Raw genomic sequence first — 16,671 nt, 5'->3', positions numbered from 1 at the left:
GAAATCATTTATTTAATACACCAAAGATTCTTAACCCTCGTCTTGCACTTTTAAAGCTCGAATACTGTTCAGTACGGCAAGTACGGTTACCCCTACATCTGAGAATACAGCCTCCCACATCGTGGCAATCCCAAATGCACCGAGCAGAAGGAATATAGCTTTTACACCTAAAGCAAAAATAATATTTTGCCATACGATGGCTCGAGTACGCTTGGCAATTCCGATAGCTACAGCAATCTTCGAAGGCTCATCGGTCATAATTACAATATCTGCTGCTTCAATGGCAGCGTCGGAACCAAGTCCTCCCATAGCGATCCCGACATCGGCTCTAGCCAGTACAGGAGTATCATTAATTCCGTCTCCGACAAAAATAATCTTCTCGCGTGGAGACTTATCACGATCCAGCTTCTCGATGGCCTCTACCTTATGCTGTGGTAAAAGCTCTGCGTGTACCTCATCTACCCCTAACTGCTTCCCTACATCTTCAGCTACGGCGGAAGCATCACCTGTCAGCATCACCGTCTTGCGTATTCCCAGCTTTTTGAGGCGCTGAATGGCCTGCAGTGAGTCCTCCTTCACTTCATCAGCGATCACCAGATAACCTTCATATTGATGATCTACCGCTATGTGAACAACTGTACCGCTCTGCTCTGGGACCTCATAAGCAATTCCCTCACGCTCCATCAGACGTGCGTTACCTGCAAATACGGTCTTGCCTTCGATAGTTACTTCGATACCATGACCAGAGATTTCATTGTAATTCGAGATAGCTTCCTTAGAAATCTGTTCACCATAAGCCGTCCGAATCGACTCAGCGATCGGGTGATTGGAATGGCTCTCCGCATAAGCGGCTGTCCGCAGTAATTCATCCTTAGATTTGCCACCCGACGGATAAATTCCTGTCACCTTAAATTGTCCCTTGGTCAACGTTCCCGTTTTATCAAAGACAACTACCTTCACATCATTTAGGACTTCCAGGTAGTTACTTCCCTTAATCAGAATACCGCTGCGTGAAGCTGCACCAATCCCTCCGAAGAATCCCAGTGGAATCGAGACCACAAGCGCACAAGGACAAGAGATTACGAGGAATACAAGTGCACGGTAAATCCAATCCGAAAAAGTTGCACCACTGATCAGCAGTGGAGGAACGACGGCCAGCAGGACTGCTGTGATCACTACTACAGGCGTGTAGGCACGTGCAAATTTAGTAATAAAGTTCTCCGTTTTAGCTTTGTTGCTTGACGCATTCTGCACTAGCTCCAGTATTTTGGATACGGCCGATTCTCCAAAGGTCTGAGTAACTTGCACAGTAATTACGCCGTTCCGGTTAATAAAACCACTTAACACCGCACTTCCTGGACCAGCTGATCGTGGTACCGACTCTCCAGTAAGTGCAGATGTGTCCATCATGGCGTTACCTTCAAGTATTGTTCCGTCAAGGGGTACCTTCTCACCGGGTTTAACAACAATCAAATCTCCGATGGCTACTTCCTCAGGTGAGACCTTCTTCAGATCATTTCCAAGCTTGAGATAGGCAAACTCGGGGCGAATATCCATAAGTGCCGTAATAGATCGGCGTGAACGATTCACAGCCAGACCTTGGAACAGTTCTCCAATCTGGTAAAACAGCATTACTGCCACGCCCTCTGGATACTCACCAATCGCAAATGCACCGATAGTTGCCAGAGCCATCAGGAAATTCTCATCAAACACCTGGCCACGGATGATGTTCTTAACCGCCTGCCAGACAACTTCACCACCCACGATAAGATAGGCTGCCAAAAAAATCAGCAATTCAACTACTCCATTCACGGGCAGGAATATCCCAGCTAGAGCAAGAATTCCACCAGCGCCTAACCGCAGCAATATTTTGCGTGTATCACCTTCCCCGTGCTCGTGAGTATGACCATGACCTTCAGCATCCTCATGACCATGATGATGTCCAGCAGCTTGATGGCCGTGCTCATGACCATGCTCGTGATCATGCGTATGTTCATGAGCGCCACTATTGCGCGCCTTGTGATTGCCCCCAACCTTCTCTTTCACATTTACGTGGGGCTCAAGTGCCTTCACCGTCTTCTTCGCTTCTACAATCGCTGACTCCTCATACCCTGCGGCAGTTTCCAACGTCATTGTTTTTGTTACAAAATTAACGGAACAAGACGATACACCTTCAATCTTCTTCACCTTATCTTCAATTTTCATCGCGCAATTGGCGCAATCCAAGCCTTCTAATTCCCACTGACGTTTTAATTTTCCTTGCATTGTATCCATACGGCACATCTCCTCAAATAAAAACCATATATGAGCACTTGTTCATATGTTATCTTAGCCCTATTATATTCCCTTTATATTTCAAGGTCAATACGCGATATACACCATTTTTCTACATTATCTTAAAAATTAAATCAATTGACCTTTACGTGAAAATATGTAAAATCATGTATGACCCAAAGTAAGTTTCTTACATACGAATGACCCCATTATCAATGAAGCTCGATGGGCAAATGATTTACACAGAAGGGATGAATTTAGAACATGTCAAAGCTAGCCAAAACGTCTTCTTTTTCACAGAAACACCCTATTTGGAGCGTAGTTATTATCGAGGTGTTATTACTTGTAGCCGTAACTGCCGCCGGGGCTTACGCAACAATTAAGGAACTTGCGTACACCGCCCCTGTACTTATCTCCTTCATCCCAATCGCGCTTGTACTCATCATCTACTTTACAGTTAAGCGCAAATGGAGCACGCTTGGCTTCCGACCTCTAAACACCATATCCTCGGGCAACTGGATCTATTATGCCCCGCTAGTAGTGGTCCTGATTACCATATCCTTTAAGGGATTTCGTGAGATCAGTGCATCTGAGGTACTGTTCTTTATCTTCTTCACCCTGCTGGTCGCTTTTGTGGAGGAAAGTATCTATCGCGGTTTGATTTTTAAGACCTTGCTTCCTAAAGGGGCTAAAACAGCAGTGATCACTTCGAGTATTCTTTTCTCTATTACCCACTTACTTAATGCATTATCCAGCACAGATATCACACAAATTCTTCTACAACTCGTATATGCGCTTCTGATCGGTTTTGCGCTAGCCTTGTTGATGCTAAAAAATAATAATATTCTTCCGCTGATATCCTTTCACTTTATACATAATTTAATTCAGTTTGTGGGCAACGATAATACGAGTGAATACATGGGAATCGATCTATTTATCCTGCTAGTGCTTGCTGTGCAATGTGTCTGGCTAGTGTTGTCCTTTAGAAAACCAAACCTAACGAAGAACCTAAATCAAGCCAGCTAATAAGCTAAATCCTTACTTCGAAATACAAGGCTTCAGTGGATTTAAACGCATTGGTTAACCCCGACGCAGCCTGGTTTAATTGAGGTGCTACTTAGTTCAGTTGAGATGCCACCTAGCTTCATTAGAGCAATATCTGTCGCAACCCACACAGCTAACGGACCCAGTTGACCCTAAAAGTAGTATTATCCCCGATTTAGCATATTATCGGACCCCATAGGCGCTATTGGCATGAAAAAGAGCAAAATAAGACCTCTTTCTAAAGAATAACTGCACTGAGGTCCGCAACTCTGCTCAAAAAGCGATTATTGTGCAAATAACGTCAGCTGGGTCCGTAAGCCGTAGTGGATGGTTAGGACTCGTCGGCATAATAAAAAGAGGAACTCCCAAAAGCCATCCAATGGCTGCTGGGAGTCCCTCTTTTTTTGCAACTAGCTATTCGTGTCGGACATGCTCGTGGGTCTGCAAAAAGATCTGCTCCACATGCGCATCGTTCAGCGAATAGAATACCGTTTTCCCCTCTTTACGGCGCTTCACGATCCGTAGATTCCGTAAATAACGGAGCTGATGGGATATCGCAGATTGGCCCATATCAAGGATCACGGACAAATCATGTACACATAATTCTTGCTGTGACAAAGCGTAAATGAGCCGCACTCGTGTTGGATCACCCAACGCTTTGAACATTTCTGCCATTTTATCAGTAATCCCACGGTCTGGCAGGATCAATGCAATGGATTCCGGTTCAAGCTCTGAACCCTTGCATGTATTGTCGCAGTCCTCTAATGCTGTTGGCTCCATGCTCTCGCCCTCCTCCATCTTAGCTAATTATATTCTTTAATTATAAGAAAAACAGCACGGGATGTCCATTGAGGAGGAGTTTATAGCCTCTGATTGTGAATTAGACTGCTTTACGATAAAAGGAGATTAGTCCTGCGGCAAAAAAGACAATCAAGCTTCCTCCCACTATCATTATCAGTGTCTCTAAAGGCAGATTAAAGGCACCAAATCCGTCATCACCATAAGGACTCATGGCCAACAACGGCTGTACCCAAGGATAATAGGGGCCGTAGGTTGAAGAATTAGCGATCAGTATATTGGGAATGGTCAGACTCACATTCAGCGCCAGCGGTGCGCCGAAGCTGCTCCAGCTTTGCGAGATCGCCAGCTGCAATGCGGCGAGAGGTAGACAGGCTACAAAGCCGCCAAATACTGATTTTAGCAGCAGCTCCCAAGGGATTGGATCTGGAGCCCCTCGGAACAAGCCCATTCCCAGCACCATAACGAGGAACGTTACTTGCACAGCAGCCAGCAATCCGATGATCATCACATATTTTGAGAGATACACCGACAACCGGGTTACAGGCAGAGACAACAATAGCTTCCAACCACCGTCATGATGCTCATAACGACAGATCAGGGCCGCAAAAATGCCTGAAAGCACAGGCAGAAACAGCAAAGCATGCATCATTGACATCACACTTAACAGCAGCTCCCAAGACATCTTCTCACCTTGATTATCCGATAACAATCCGGGAACCAGTGATAAAACCGGACTTCCTATGACTAAAAGCCAAACATATGATTTAGACATTTTTAATCGCTCTGAGGATAATACTCTCCAAAATGACATCATCTTAATCCACATCCTTTCGAGCGAAATGCACTGCACCCGGCAAAAACACCAGCATTCCCAGCAGCAGACCCGCACCGCTGAACAAAAGGCGATTAGAGGAGTCCCACGCCAAATATGGCCATGTTAAAGGCACCCACTCCGAAAGGAACATGGAGAAAAATGACGTCAAAGATAATGTGATCCCCAAGGCAACTGGCAGTGTCTGATTACGATTAGCCAGGGAAAGCCACAGCTGTAGCGCGATGACCGGCAGAGCCGCAATATAGGACATAAAGCCAATCCGCACTACATCCACATAAGGAATAAGATCCGCTTTGAAGCCCAAAATAAGCCCTAAAACAACTATCCCCACTGAGAGCAACAAGCAGGAAACTGCCACTAGCAGCAGACAGAGCATTAACTTAGCCATAAACACTGAGGTACGAGAGATAGGCAGTGCCAAGAGCTGCTTCCATGAACTCATCTGATGTTCGACATTTGCAATCAACGAGCATACTAAAGTGCCGCCCAGAAAAAGAGCTGTGGGCACAAACCCGGACACATTATCCAGAAGTCCTCCCCATAAATCCGTGCTATACTGCTGACGCAGATAATCATAACGAAGGCCAAAGTTAAGGCCCTGCATGGCTACTAGACCAATCGGTCCTAGAAACACTAGAAACCAAATTCCTTTGCCGCGGATTTTAAGCCAATCCGCTGACAACGCCCGCCACATCATGATTCCCCGCCTCCCACAACCTGTAGGAAGAAGTCCTCAAGCGATTGTCTCCGCTCCTCTACACGATAGACAGCGTGCCCATTCTCTACCAAAGCCTTGACTAGCAGCGCTACTCTTGCATCGTTCATTCTTGAAAAAATCAATTTTTGCTCTTGTAGTGTCCCTTCATACCCCCGGCCTCCAGCGAGACGTAACGCAGACTCTGGTTCCGAAACCGCAAGGCGTATCTCGCCAGCAGCCTGTTGTTGCAGATTAGCTATTGTATCTTGGTATACCATTTGCCCTTGGCGAATAATACCCACGGTATCTGCCATTTGTTCAATTTCACTAAGCAGGTGACTGGATACTACAACCGTAATTCCTTGCTCCTGTGGCAAACGTTTGATAAGCCCACGAATTTCCTGAATCCCTGACGGGTCGAGTCCGTTCGTTGGCTCGTCCAGAATAAGCAGCTCTGGATTCCCTAACAAGGCAGCTGCGATACCGAGTCTCTGCTTCATCCCGAGGGAGAACCCTTTGACCGGACGTCTCTCTTCCCCGGTTAGAGAAACAATATCTAGCACCTCAGCGATTCGTGACTTCGGAACATCCAGAATGCGTCGGATCGCTTCGAGATTGTCCACAGCACTCAGATGCCCATAATACGAGGGGGATTCGACAAGCGACCCTACCTTCCGTAAAATTTGCAGCTTATTCCTCCGAAGATCCTGGCCGAACACTTCAATTTTTCCAGATGTCGGTGTAATTAGGCCAAGCAGCATACGGATTGTTGTAGTTTTCCCAGCTCCGTTTGGACCCAGAAAACCATAAATCTCTCCCTTACGGATATTTAAATTCAAATTTTCTACCGCAGCCCGGCCACGATATTTTTTCAATAAATCCTTAGTTTTAATCACTGTTTCTTCCATGTTCTTCACCTCGGTATACAGCATAACGTCCCAAGGTTAAGAACAAGGAAGTGCCAAGTTTAAGTTTTGTTTAAATTTCACGATGCGGATCAAAGATTACAATAGAAGTGCCTTTGCCTGTGCTCTCCACAACCCATTCCAGCTCCATATGCTTCATCAAAAGATCGACGATAGACAATCCCAAACCTGCCCCCTTGTAATCGGATGGACTCTGAATGCCTCGACCATGATCCGCAATAATTATGGCACGTTGTTCATTACGTTGCTCCGTTGAGATCCCGACATAATACCCGCTGCTGGCATGTCGTACAATGTTTTGATACAAATTATCGAGAATACGGCGGAACCAGACCTCATCCACCCTCCAGAATAGCGGTTCGGCTTCCAGGTTAATATCAATGTCGAAGCCCTCTTTTTCCCATACGGGGTACCAAGCAGCCGCACTCTCCCGTAACAAGCGTAGAACATCTTTACGTTCCAGCTTTAAGGTTACCCGTCCACTATTGAGCAGATTGTAAGATAAAAGATTCTCGATCAGGACGCTAAGATCCGCAATACGCTCATCCATAAGCTGTAAGGACTGCTTACCTTTTGAGGTCAGATCCTCTTTGGTCATAACATGGATATGGCTGCGAATGACGGTTAGAGGTGTGCGTAAATCGTGAGATAAATTCGAGACTAGACGCTTACGCAACTCTTCCTCTTCTATTTCCCTGCGTCGGCTTTCATCCAGTTTGGTTACCATCGTATTAAAAGCTTCCTCCAGGCGACCGATCTCGTCCAGTTTGCCTGTCACTATAGACTTAGGCATTCTATCCGGACCTGTAATCGTCATCGCGGTTTGCAGTTGCAGCAGCCGTTTGCGAATTTTTCTAAAGAACATCCACGAAACCAGAGCGAACCCTCCAAAAAGGGTAAATAACACAAAGTTATACCAAGCCCAAGCCCCTAATCCCCCATAAGCCCCTTTGTTCAGCAGCTTGCTTGGAATTTGCATCACCATAAATCCCTTGTCTGCCTCCACTTTGTCCCCCACGAAAGCAACGATGGCTAAAGGATCACGATTCGTACTTTCTTTCATAAATGAAATAGCCTCAGCCGCAGTCCACTGATCAGGAACTTCAGGGTAAATCTTATCCTTATCCCCTTCTTCAGGCGTGAGAATCAACTGGGTTTTTCCCTGCCCGTCTACCCAAAACATAGTAGCCTCGGTGTATTTTCGACTCAATTCAATCAGCCGCTGTTTTATGGCTTCCGAAGAAGCATTTTCTAAGTGAAGTGCCTCTTTATGCCACATAGTCTCCAGCGGTGCAATATTCGAATACAGGGATGTATCTACAGGCGGGGCACCTTTGGTCACTTCGTTAAGAATATTGTAGCCAACAAAAGACAACGGAAGGACCACAGGGATAAATAGCAGTGCAGATACGATAATTAGCAAATACCCTGATAACAAGGAGGAATTACGTTTCTTGCGAATGCGCTCTAATCCTCTCATGCTCTTACCCGGTAGCCGATCCCACGGACAGTTTCGATAATTTCCGGATTACCCGGATCAAGCTCCAGCTTTTCGCGCAAATAACGAATATGTACCATCAGAGTTTTATCCCCTTCGATATAAGCCTCACCCCACACGGCCTCGTAGATCTGCTCCTTCGTCATAATTTGGTTAAGATGACGCAGCAAATAGGAAAAAATCTGAAATTGCTTACCTGTAAGCATGATTTCTTCCTGAGTCTGAGCATTCATTACGCGGTTATCCCCTTCATATACGACTAGATGTTTAAGTGTGAGCGAATCCTGAACAGATGCCCCATTCCTTCGGAGCAGCACCTCAATTCGAGCGGCCAATTCATCCGGGTGAAAAGGCTTGGTCAAATAATCATCTGCGAACTCCAAACCTTGCAGCTTATCATCAATTGAGGTCCGGGCGGAGAGCATCAAAATGGGCAGCTTAGGGTAAGAACGTTTCAAACGTTGCCCGATCGTAAACCCATCCAGACCTGGAAGCATAACATCGAGAATAGCCAGTTGGCAGGCGCCGGCTTCTTCCATCACTCCTTCTCCGCTCCGTAGCCAGCGAACACTATAACCTCTTTCGCTTAAATCAGCAGACACTACACTGCCAATTTCACGATCATCTTCAATATATAACAGAGTAACGCTCATGTAGCTTCAGCTCCTCCCCGATATGAATACCTAAAAAGTTGAAGTCATTATAACACATCAAACAGCCCTCCTACCCCATATGGGATAGGAGGGCTGTTTGATCAATTCAAGGCTATAACTTACGGCTGCCATACTCCATGCTCTTTATTGCTGCCTACATACTCAATACGTGTTGGAGTAAGCTCCAGAATTACATAATTAGGATCATCAGGTCCTGTAAACCATGGCTCCAGCTCTTTATTCCATACCTTGGAGCGCAAGCCTTCATCCTTAGAGACGGTAGCAGTTGCTTCAATCTCCAGCACATCTTTGCTTCCGCCTGCCTCATAGCCAAGCAGTACAAAAGCATTCGGATTATCGGATAACTCCTCCACTTTATGAGTTTTGCGATTTGTAGCCAAATAAATTCTCAAACCCTCATGGAAAATGGCCATATAACGTACTTTCGGCTTATTTCCTTCTTCGATCGTACCAAAGGAACCGAACTTGTTGTCATCCAATGCCTTAATAATGAGTTGCTCCAGTTGTTTGTTATCCATTACGTAAATCTCTCCCTTCAAGCATGTAAACAAAAGTTTATATATCCAAGCTCACCGTTTGGATTTATCATAACAATGGTGCTTATTATAATGTACCCTTCAGGTTCACATTGAATCCGACCTTACCTCATAAACTACTTCAAGATAAGGAGCTTACTTCGTGAAAAAACTGATTTGGATCGGCTGTCTTTCCTACTTCGTTATCGGTCTGGCACATGTTGTGCTGGGATCTATTCTGCCCGTTCTACTGCAACATTATGATCAAAATTATAGTGCTGGCGGTGAATTAATCTTTAGTCAATTCGCTGGTTTTTTAGCAGGTGTGTTGGTCTCTCCCCTGCTTAATCGCCGCTTCGGAAAACGTGGAGGCATCCTCATTGCCACCAGTCTTCTACTAGTTGCAGAAATTGCCTACGCCTTTCTACCGCCTTGGGGCTGGATGTATGTTATCGCTGTTGCCGCAGGTTTTGGTTTCGGGATGATCGAAGCGGTTATCGGCACCATTATTATTGGTGCTGTAACCGAAGGAACTGCTATTGCAATGAGCCGGCTTGAAGTGCTATTCGGGATAGGCGCACTCGTGATGCCGCTTATCGCCAGTCCGCTCATTGCTGCCGGAGCGTGGAGATTGGCCTTTCTAATCGTCGCTGCCTTCTCCTTAATTTCTCTTATCCTCTGGACAAGAGGGCATTTCGGTAATCTACAACGAATGCTGGATGAACGCGCCTCTGTCCAAGGAGCAGACAATTCGCAATCCTCAAGCTCACGTTCTAACAAAAAATTTCCGTATAAAGGTAAGCAATGGATTCTGTTAGGGATCTTCATCGTTTTCTTTTTTCTTTATGTAGGCACAGAGATGAGTTTAGTCAACTTTATGCCGGCTATCTTTATTGCCAAGCTAGGGATGACGGAGTCTGCCGCAGCACTGACAGTCACTTTCTTTTGGCTGGCGATGTCTACAGGAAGATTGTTTGCGGGTGTAATTGCCGAAAAAATATCTTATCGCGTGTACATTCTCAGCAGCTGTTTACTAACCTTGTTACTGCTGGCACTCTTTCCGTTCACTGACAATCGAATGGCTGCTTTCATTGTAATTCTGCTGCTGGGGCTGTTTATGTCCGGTATTTTCTCCATTGCTTTAGTCTACTCCAGCAAAATGCTGCCTGGCACCGAAGAGTCAACACCCAGCATTATGATTGCTTCCGGAGGTGTTGGCGGTGCTTTGCTACCTCTGTTTATGGGCTGGTCTATGGACCATTTAGAAGTGGCACAAACAGCCGGATTACTGGCCGCTTTTGCCGCCTTCTTGTTTCTGCTAAGCATTGCCGCATGGAGGTTCCAGTCCATGCAAGCGTTGAAAGGAAAGAGTTCCCGTATTTAGAACAGTATCAACGTTATCCTTTTAGGGTAATGTGATCTATAAGCATATTCTGAGCACAAGGATGGACGATGAATGAATGAGTCTTCAACTGAGCCTTTGTTACATACTGCGCTCATGCAGTTTATATTTCCCTTTTCTATAAAAAAGGGCGATTCTAAGCAGCTTATCCAGCAATTACAGGACGACGGCTTCACACGTTTTTTTCTGGATAATAAAGAGCTTGAAGCTGCCTATTACGGAGATGGCTACTGTGTTTCCCATGAACGTATGGAGCGCACCTATTTACCGTTTGCTGCACATGTCCTTTTTCCACGCAGGAAGGATGCCGACTCGTTCCGCCGTTTTTCCAGAGTAAATAATCTCGACTGCATTCTGGAGATTCCGCAGCAATCTATATTTTTCAAAATTCTCTCGACGGATATATTCATATGTCCTTTTCAGCTTGGATTCGTGACGATACGTGTCCAGCTGGAGGGGGATTCAATTCCCTTTAGTATTGCCCTAGAATTCGCGGATCGTTTCCGTGCGCTAGAGAATACCTTCATACAGGATGATTACACTTATATTCATTGCGGGGAACAGACCTATGAGATGGTAGAGGATTTTGTCTTCCGAAATTTGGTGGATGGACTGGAGCCATATCTGGATCAATCGGATATCAATGGGGCTTATTTCGAGACCCTTCCTTTTTTCGTAGATGAAAGAATGCAGGTGCAAGCTTTTTACGGCTTTCAGAATGAAGAAAGCTCTGATGAGATTAGTGTAAATCTACGCTATCGCGCCTCACAGCTTGATGGAATTAATCTGAACGGAAAGCCCTATGCCAGTGCCAGCGATCCAGCGTATATTGCAAACTATTGTCATGAGCATTCCTATAATCGCTGGGGTCCAGACACATATTATATGATGAATGAGCAAACCTTTTGCTGCATGACCCGCGCTGAACAGGAGATTGCTGTTAGTCTAGCCAACCAGATGTACGGGCAATATTATTACGGATTTTTACTCAATATTTTCCACAAAATCGTTCTGCTAAAGCTCGCCAATATGCACTCCCGACTTCGGATTAATCATGATTATGAGGAAATAGACAATCTAATCTACTCCATTAATAAGTTCTCGGCAAAGTTCTACTTCTTGGAGTTGATTTCCCAGTCGCAGGGCCGGGAGATATTTCTTCAGCTGCGTAAAGTATACGGAAACGACGCTTTGTTCGAGGAAGTGAAAGAAACCTTAAATGACCTGTTTCAGTATCAGGATAAGTTTCAATCCAAGCGACGGGATAATCTGCTGATGATTCTTACTGTATTTACGGTAGTAAGCGGGATTTACGGCATGAATCAGGTCATTGACGATCTGGATGGAAAGATTCAATGGAGTAAAATGATTGGTTATTCTCCCTTTGAATTTCTTGCCCTCTTCGTGATCATGAGCGGGATTCTGATCAGCGTTGTCCTCACGCTAGGGGCGCTGGTTAGTGAGCTTAAACGGCGTCACCGCAAAAAATATAAAGATCTAGACTAGCAAAAAAGAAACTACTGGATTGGAAAAATTCAGGAGTGCACTACTAGACATTCTGAGTACAGCCGTCTATAATACACCGTATGCGAGAAATATAAGATATAAAGTATGGGTACAAAACTTATGCTTACTTATATTGCACATAGAAATACCCGTTAACTTCATAGAACCAGGGGTGCTGGAATTGGCCGGCTGAGATTGTATCCCACAAGATACTGACCCTTATACCTGATCTGGATAATGCCAGCGTAGGAATCGCCAATTGGTTCTGGTCCCTGTGACCTTAACTAACCTTGCGCCAAGCCAGCGTCCCGATCACTCGGGGCGCTTTTTTTGTAAGATCACTAAAAGATGTAGAAAAACGTACATACTACACTTTACGGTTCATGTTGTGAAGACGGGATTCTTGTAACCTTAAAGGAGAGAAGAAGACATGCACCTTAAAAAAGCACTTACGTTGTGCCTCACCTGTGTACTCATTCTTGCCATTGCCGGATGCGGCAGCAACAATGGGAATACAGCCGGAAACAAAGCAAATGCTACTGATCCAACTGCTGCGGCTGGGACGGATGCTCCAAAAGAGCTCACCAAAGTTAAAGTCGCACTCGACTGGACACCGAACACGAATCATACCGGTCTATACGTAGCTAAGGATCTTGGTTACTACGCTGAAGAAGGTCTGGACGTCGAGATCGTTCAGCCAGGCGCAGCGGGTTCTGATACTATGGTTACTTCTGGCGAAGCCGCATTTGGCATCAGCGCCCAAGAAGGATTAACACTAGCCCGTCTACAAGGCGTACCCCTTGTCTCGATAGCAGCTATTATTCAGCATAATACGTCGGGATTCGCTGCTCCAGTAGATCGCAATATTAAATCACCAAAGGATTTCGAAGGTAAAACCTACGGAGGCTGGGGCTCACCGGCCGAAGAAGCAGCCATGAAAGCTATCATGGATCCTGAAGGTGGCGATGTGAAAAAGGTGAAGCTGATCAGTATCGGTGAAGCTGATTATTTTACCGCCGTCAAACGTGACATTGATTTCGCCTGGATTTTCTACGCTTGGACTGGTGTTGAGGCTGAGTTGCGTGGCGAGCCATTGGATATGCTGTACTTAAAGGATTATGCGCCACAGCTCGATTATTACACGCCTGTGCTGACGACGAGTGAGAAGCAAATTGCAGATCATCCTGATCTGGTGAAGGCCTTCATGAAAGCCACATCAAAAGGTTATCAGTATGCCATTGATCATCCGGAAGAGGCTGCCGGTATGTTATCGAAGGCCGTTCCTGACCTGGACGCCGACCTTGTCCTAGCTAGCCAAAAATGGCTTAGCCCAAAATACAAGGACGATGCTGCCCGCTGGGGCGAGCAAAAAACCGAGGTCTGGCAAAATTACGGCGACTGGATGTATGATCTGAAGTTGCTGGATAAACCGCTGGATGCTGCTAGTGCATTCAGTAATGATTTTTTACCGGCGGAGTAGAGAGCGGACTTCAGAACCAAGAAGGTTGGACGTTACTTGAGGAAGGAGGAACGGAGCGTAGTGATGTGCTACGTGAGTACCGGACTTCCCAAGTTCGTTCAAGATTCGATGTCGAGTTTGCTTCCTGAGTTACTTCGTTATCAAAGTTGGCTTTTTGAACTTACCTTATAAAATGAGAGGATTGATTATTGTGGCTAACACCCTACTAAGCATTCAAGTAATTCCAAAAACACCGAACAATGAGGATTCCATCCCATACGTAGATAAAGCGATTGAGGTCATTCAGAAATCCGGTGTTAAACATCAAGTGAATCCACTGGAAACCACAATGGAAGGTGAGCTTAGCGAGCTGCTGGAGGTTGTGCGTCAGATGCAGGAGGCGTTGATCGAAGCAGGCAGTCCAAGCGTAATTTCGCAGATCAAAATCGCTCATAATCCTAACGGAATCAGCATGGATAAATTGACGGAGAAATATCGGCCGTGAGATCGACCTGGAAGCTAATATGGCCGCCCCTTGTGGCGGTCGTCTTCTTTTTAACCGTATGGCAGCTATCTGTATCTGTATTTCATATTGAATCCTGGATTCTGCCGAGTCCTGCTGATATTGCTCGTGAATCCACCAGTAACGCTTCTGGTCTTTGGGCTCATACGATGGCTACGCTGCGGCTCACTTTAATTGGTTTTCCCATTGGTACGGGGGTAGGCCTGATCGTTGCTTTGCTTTTGCATCTTTTGCCTTGGGCTAGACGGGCTTTTTATCCACTTATTATTCTGAGTCAAAATGTTCCCTCCATCGCGCTCGGACCCCTGCTCATTATCTGGTTCGGCTTTGGTCTTTTGCCCAAAATCGTGCTGATTACACTAGTATGTTTCTTCCCGGTAGCTGTCGCTGCGATGGGCGGTCTGGCCCAAAGTGATCAGGTCATGATGAATTATATGAAAATGGCTGGCGCAAGCAAGTGGCAAATTTTCACCAAGCTGGAGCTGCCCTCTTCTATCCCGGCACTATTTTCCGGCGTAAAAATATCTGCTACTTATGCGGTTATGGGCGCCGTGGTCGCTGAATGGATTGGCGCGGATAAAGGTATTGGCTATTATATGCTTCTGCAGAAATCCGCATATCGTACGGATCGGATGTTTGTTGCTATTGTTATTATTGTACTTTTAAGTCTTGTACTCTTTGCTATTATTGCATTGCTGGAAAAATGGCTGGTTCGCTGGAAGCCGCGCCGTAACTCATAGAAAGGAAGATGCCTGTATGTCTCAAGCGACGCAAATGCAACACAGAACAACAGAAGTCATAAGCTCTCCTGAAGCTCATACCGTGGCACCCGCCCTTGAAGTGAGCGGCATCTCCAAATCTTTTTCCCATCGTCGCCGTGAGACGAACGTTCTGAATAATGTCTCTCTCAAGGTAGAGCAACAAGAGTTCGTTTCGATCGTTGGTCCTTCCGGCTGCGGAAAAAGCACCTTATTCCATATGATTGGCGGCCTTGTGAAACCCGATGCAGGCACGATCCGCATGAACGGTAAGGTCGTTACAGGTCAACGCGGTGAAATTAGTTATATGCCGCAGCAGCCTGCGCTTTTTCCTTGGCGTACGATTGAGGATAATGTGCTGCTTGCTGGGGAGATCAAAGGTGCACTGCGGGATGGAGCCCGCGAGGAAGCGCGCCAGTGGCTTGCCAAGGTTGGGTTAAGCGGTTTCGAACATGCTTATCCGCATATGTTGTCTGGCGGGATGCAGCAGCGTGCAGCTTTTCTCAGAGCATTGCTCGCTCCGCAGGAGCTAATGTTGCTGGATGAACCTTTCAGTGCACTGGATGCACTAACTCGCAGTGAAATGCAGCGCTGGCTACTTGAGCTGTGGGAAGAGAATCGCCGCTCTGTGCTGTTCATCACTCACAACATCGAAGAAGCGTTGCTGCTCTCTAATCGTATCTATGTATTTTCCGGTCGCCCCGGCTCCATTCTGCATACAGTCGATGTGCCGTTTCCGCGGCCACGCCGTGATGAGATTACGGACTCTCCCGAGTTCCTTAAGCTCAAACGCCAGTTGTCACAGTGGATGCGAGAGGAACAAGCTAAAAATAGGCAGCCGCTAGCTTAATCGCTAAGCTCTGTAAACTGATATCGCTGGTATAGCGGTGTCAGTTTTTTTATTTTGCAGCGATAAACTCCTACCCTATTTTCAATTAACGCGGATGTATCTGCTCAATTAAACAAATTTCACTCATCATAATAGGGATCACATTAAATGTGTGGCGAAAACCGACTCCCTGTTGGTAATGGATAGTAACCGGGCGGGCTGGGGACATTTACGGGATTTATACCGTTGATTCACTTCGTCGGGCCGGACTCGGCTCAGTCTACGGGATTTATACCGTTGATTTGCTGCTTCAGGCCGGATTTGGCTCATTCTGCGGGATTTATACCGTTGATTCACTTCGTCGGGCCGGATTTGGCTCATTCTGCGGGATTTATACCGCTGATTTGCTGCTTCGGGCCGGACTCGGCTCAGTCTACGGGATTTATACCGTTGATTCACTTCGTCGGGCTGAAATGCAACGATTCTAGGGCATTTTTGCCTTTCTTTTTCCTCTTCGGGCGGAATTGCACCCGATCTAGGGCATTTTTGCCCTTGTTTTGTCACTTCGGGCTGAATCACACCGATTTTAGGGCATTTTTGCCCTTGTTTTGCCACTTCGGGCTGAAATGCAACGATTCTAGGGCATTTTTGCCTTTCTTTTGCCTCTTCAGGCTGTATTGCACCGATTCTAGGGCATTTTTGCCTTTCTTTTGCCTCTTCGGGCTGTATTGCACCGATTCTAGGGCATTTTTGCCTTTCTTTTGCCACTTCGGGTTGAATTGCACCCGATCTAGGGCATTTTTGCCTTTCTTTTGCCCCTTAGGGCTGTAATTGCGCCCGATCTAGGGCATTTTTGCCTTTCTTTTGCCTCTTCGGGCGGAATTCCAGTGACTCAGGGGCATTTTTGCCCTTATTGTTCCTCTTTAGCTT

The 16,671-nt window shown here is 46.1% G+C and carries 16 protein-coding genes and 1 riboswitch; of the genes, 8 read left to right on the top strand and 8 right to left on the bottom strand.

Going from position 1 to position 16,671, the window contains the following annotated elements; genetic code table 11:
- Positions 1-30 precede the first annotated feature (30 nt).
- Positions 31-2,274, bottom strand: coding sequence for a heavy metal translocating P-type ATPase (locus MHB37_RS02170; RefSeq protein ID WP_405168892.1), 2,244 nt, complete (start codon positions 2,272-2,274; stop codon positions 31-33).
- A gap of 264 nt (positions 2,275-2,538) precedes the next feature.
- On the opposite strand from MHB37_RS02170, the gene MHB37_RS02165 reads away from it, so the two are divergent.
- Positions 2,539-3,300: a CPBP family intramembrane glutamic endopeptidase gene (locus tag MHB37_RS02165; protein ID WP_076124584.1), complete on the top strand. Its 762-nt coding sequence runs from the start codon at positions 2,539-2,541 to the stop codon at positions 3,298-3,300.
- Between the two features lie 432 nt (positions 3,301-3,732).
- Here MHB37_RS02165 and MHB37_RS02160 read toward each other — a convergent pair whose 3' ends face one another.
- From MHB37_RS02160 to MHB37_RS02130, 7 genes are all read right to left on the bottom strand, one after another.
- Positions 3,733-4,098, bottom strand: a complete 366-nt coding sequence (locus MHB37_RS02160; RefSeq protein WP_036682656.1) for a metalloregulator ArsR/SmtB family transcription factor — start codon at positions 4,096-4,098, stop codon at positions 3,733-3,735.
- Positions 4,099-4,198: 100 nt separating this feature from the next.
- Entirely contained in the window at positions 4,199-4,933 is a 735-nt protein-coding gene (locus MHB37_RS02155; protein WP_405168891.1) for an ABC transporter permease, read from the bottom strand.
- A 1-nt stretch (position 4,934) separates the two neighbouring features.
- Complete coding sequence (locus MHB37_RS02150; protein WP_405168890.1) at positions 4,935-5,651, bottom strand: ABC transporter permease; 717 nt, start codon at positions 5,649-5,651, stop codon at positions 4,935-4,937.
- Positions 5,648-6,559 carry an ABC transporter ATP-binding protein gene (locus MHB37_RS02145; protein ID WP_076302328.1) on the bottom strand — a complete coding sequence of 304 codons (912 nt, stop codon included), beginning with the start codon at positions 6,557-6,559 and terminating at the stop codon, positions 5,648-5,650. The genes MHB37_RS02150 and MHB37_RS02145 overlap by 4 nt, the downstream gene beginning before the upstream one ends.
- Positions 6,560-6,629: 70 nt before the next feature.
- Positions 6,630-8,057 (bottom strand): histidine kinase dimerization/phospho-acceptor domain-containing protein, encoded by a 1,428-nt coding sequence (locus MHB37_RS02140; protein WP_405168889.1) that lies wholly within the window; start codon positions 8,055-8,057, stop codon positions 6,630-6,632.
- A complete protein-coding gene (locus MHB37_RS02135; protein ID WP_405168888.1) occupies positions 8,054-8,728 on the bottom strand; it encodes a response regulator transcription factor in 675 nt (224 codons plus the stop codon). The genes MHB37_RS02140 and MHB37_RS02135 overlap by 4 nt, the downstream gene beginning before the upstream one ends.
- A gap of 119 nt (positions 8,729-8,847) precedes the next feature.
- The gene (locus tag MHB37_RS02130) at positions 8,848-9,267 is read right to left on the bottom strand and encodes a pyridoxamine 5'-phosphate oxidase family protein (RefSeq protein WP_038568443.1); all 420 of its coding nucleotides are present in this window, start codon (positions 9,265-9,267) and stop codon (positions 8,848-8,850) included.
- Between the two features lie 160 nt (positions 9,268-9,427).
- On the opposite strand from MHB37_RS02130, the gene MHB37_RS02125 reads away from it, so the two are divergent.
- The 7 genes from MHB37_RS02125 (at position 9,428) to MHB37_RS02095 (ending at position 16,229) form a co-directional block, all read left to right on the top strand.
- The gene (locus tag MHB37_RS02125; protein ID WP_340394868.1) at positions 9,428-10,648 is read left to right on the top strand and encodes an MFS transporter; all 1,221 of its coding nucleotides are present in this window, start codon (positions 9,428-9,430) and stop codon (positions 10,646-10,648) included.
- Positions 10,649-10,720: 72 nt separating this feature from the next.
- Entirely contained in the window at positions 10,721-12,172 is a 1,452-nt protein-coding gene (locus tag MHB37_RS02120) for a hypothetical protein (RefSeq protein ID WP_076185225.1), read from the top strand.
- A 158-nt stretch (positions 12,173-12,330) separates the two neighbouring features.
- Positions 12,331-12,441, top strand: a riboswitch (TPP riboswitch).
- A 161-nt stretch (positions 12,442-12,602) separates the two neighbouring features.
- Positions 12,603-13,652, top strand: a complete 1,050-nt coding sequence (locus MHB37_RS02115; protein ID WP_076124596.1) for an ABC transporter substrate-binding protein — start codon at positions 12,603-12,605, stop codon at positions 13,650-13,652.
- A gap of 190 nt (positions 13,653-13,842) precedes the next feature.
- The gene (locus MHB37_RS02110) at positions 13,843-14,136 is read left to right on the top strand and encodes an MTH1187 family thiamine-binding protein (protein ID WP_036682688.1); all 294 of its coding nucleotides are present in this window, start codon (positions 13,843-13,845) and stop codon (positions 14,134-14,136) included.
- A complete protein-coding gene (locus MHB37_RS02105) occupies positions 14,133-14,894 on the top strand; it encodes an ABC transporter permease (protein WP_036682669.1) in 762 nt (253 codons plus the stop codon). Before MHB37_RS02110 ends, MHB37_RS02105 begins: the two co-directional genes overlap by 4 nt.
- A 34-nt stretch (positions 14,895-14,928) precedes the next feature.
- On the top strand, positions 14,929-15,762 hold the full coding sequence (locus tag MHB37_RS02100; protein WP_076124748.1) for an ABC transporter ATP-binding protein: 834 nt from the start codon (positions 14,929-14,931) through the stop codon (positions 15,760-15,762).
- Positions 15,763-16,043: 281 nt separating this feature from the next.
- Positions 16,044-16,229 carry a hypothetical protein gene (locus MHB37_RS02095; RefSeq protein ID WP_405168887.1) on the top strand — a complete coding sequence of 62 codons (186 nt, stop codon included), beginning with the start codon at positions 16,044-16,046 and terminating at the stop codon, positions 16,227-16,229.
- Positions 16,230-16,671: the final 442 nt, after the last annotated feature.

Origin of the sequence: Paenibacillus sp. FSL H3-0286, from assembly GCF_045040705.1 — a bacterium.
GTDB classification, from domain to species: domain Bacteria; phylum Bacillota; class Bacilli; order Paenibacillales; family Paenibacillaceae; genus Paenibacillus_AQ; species Paenibacillus_AQ odorifer.
This window is presented reverse-complemented; position numbering and strand designations above follow the sequence as displayed.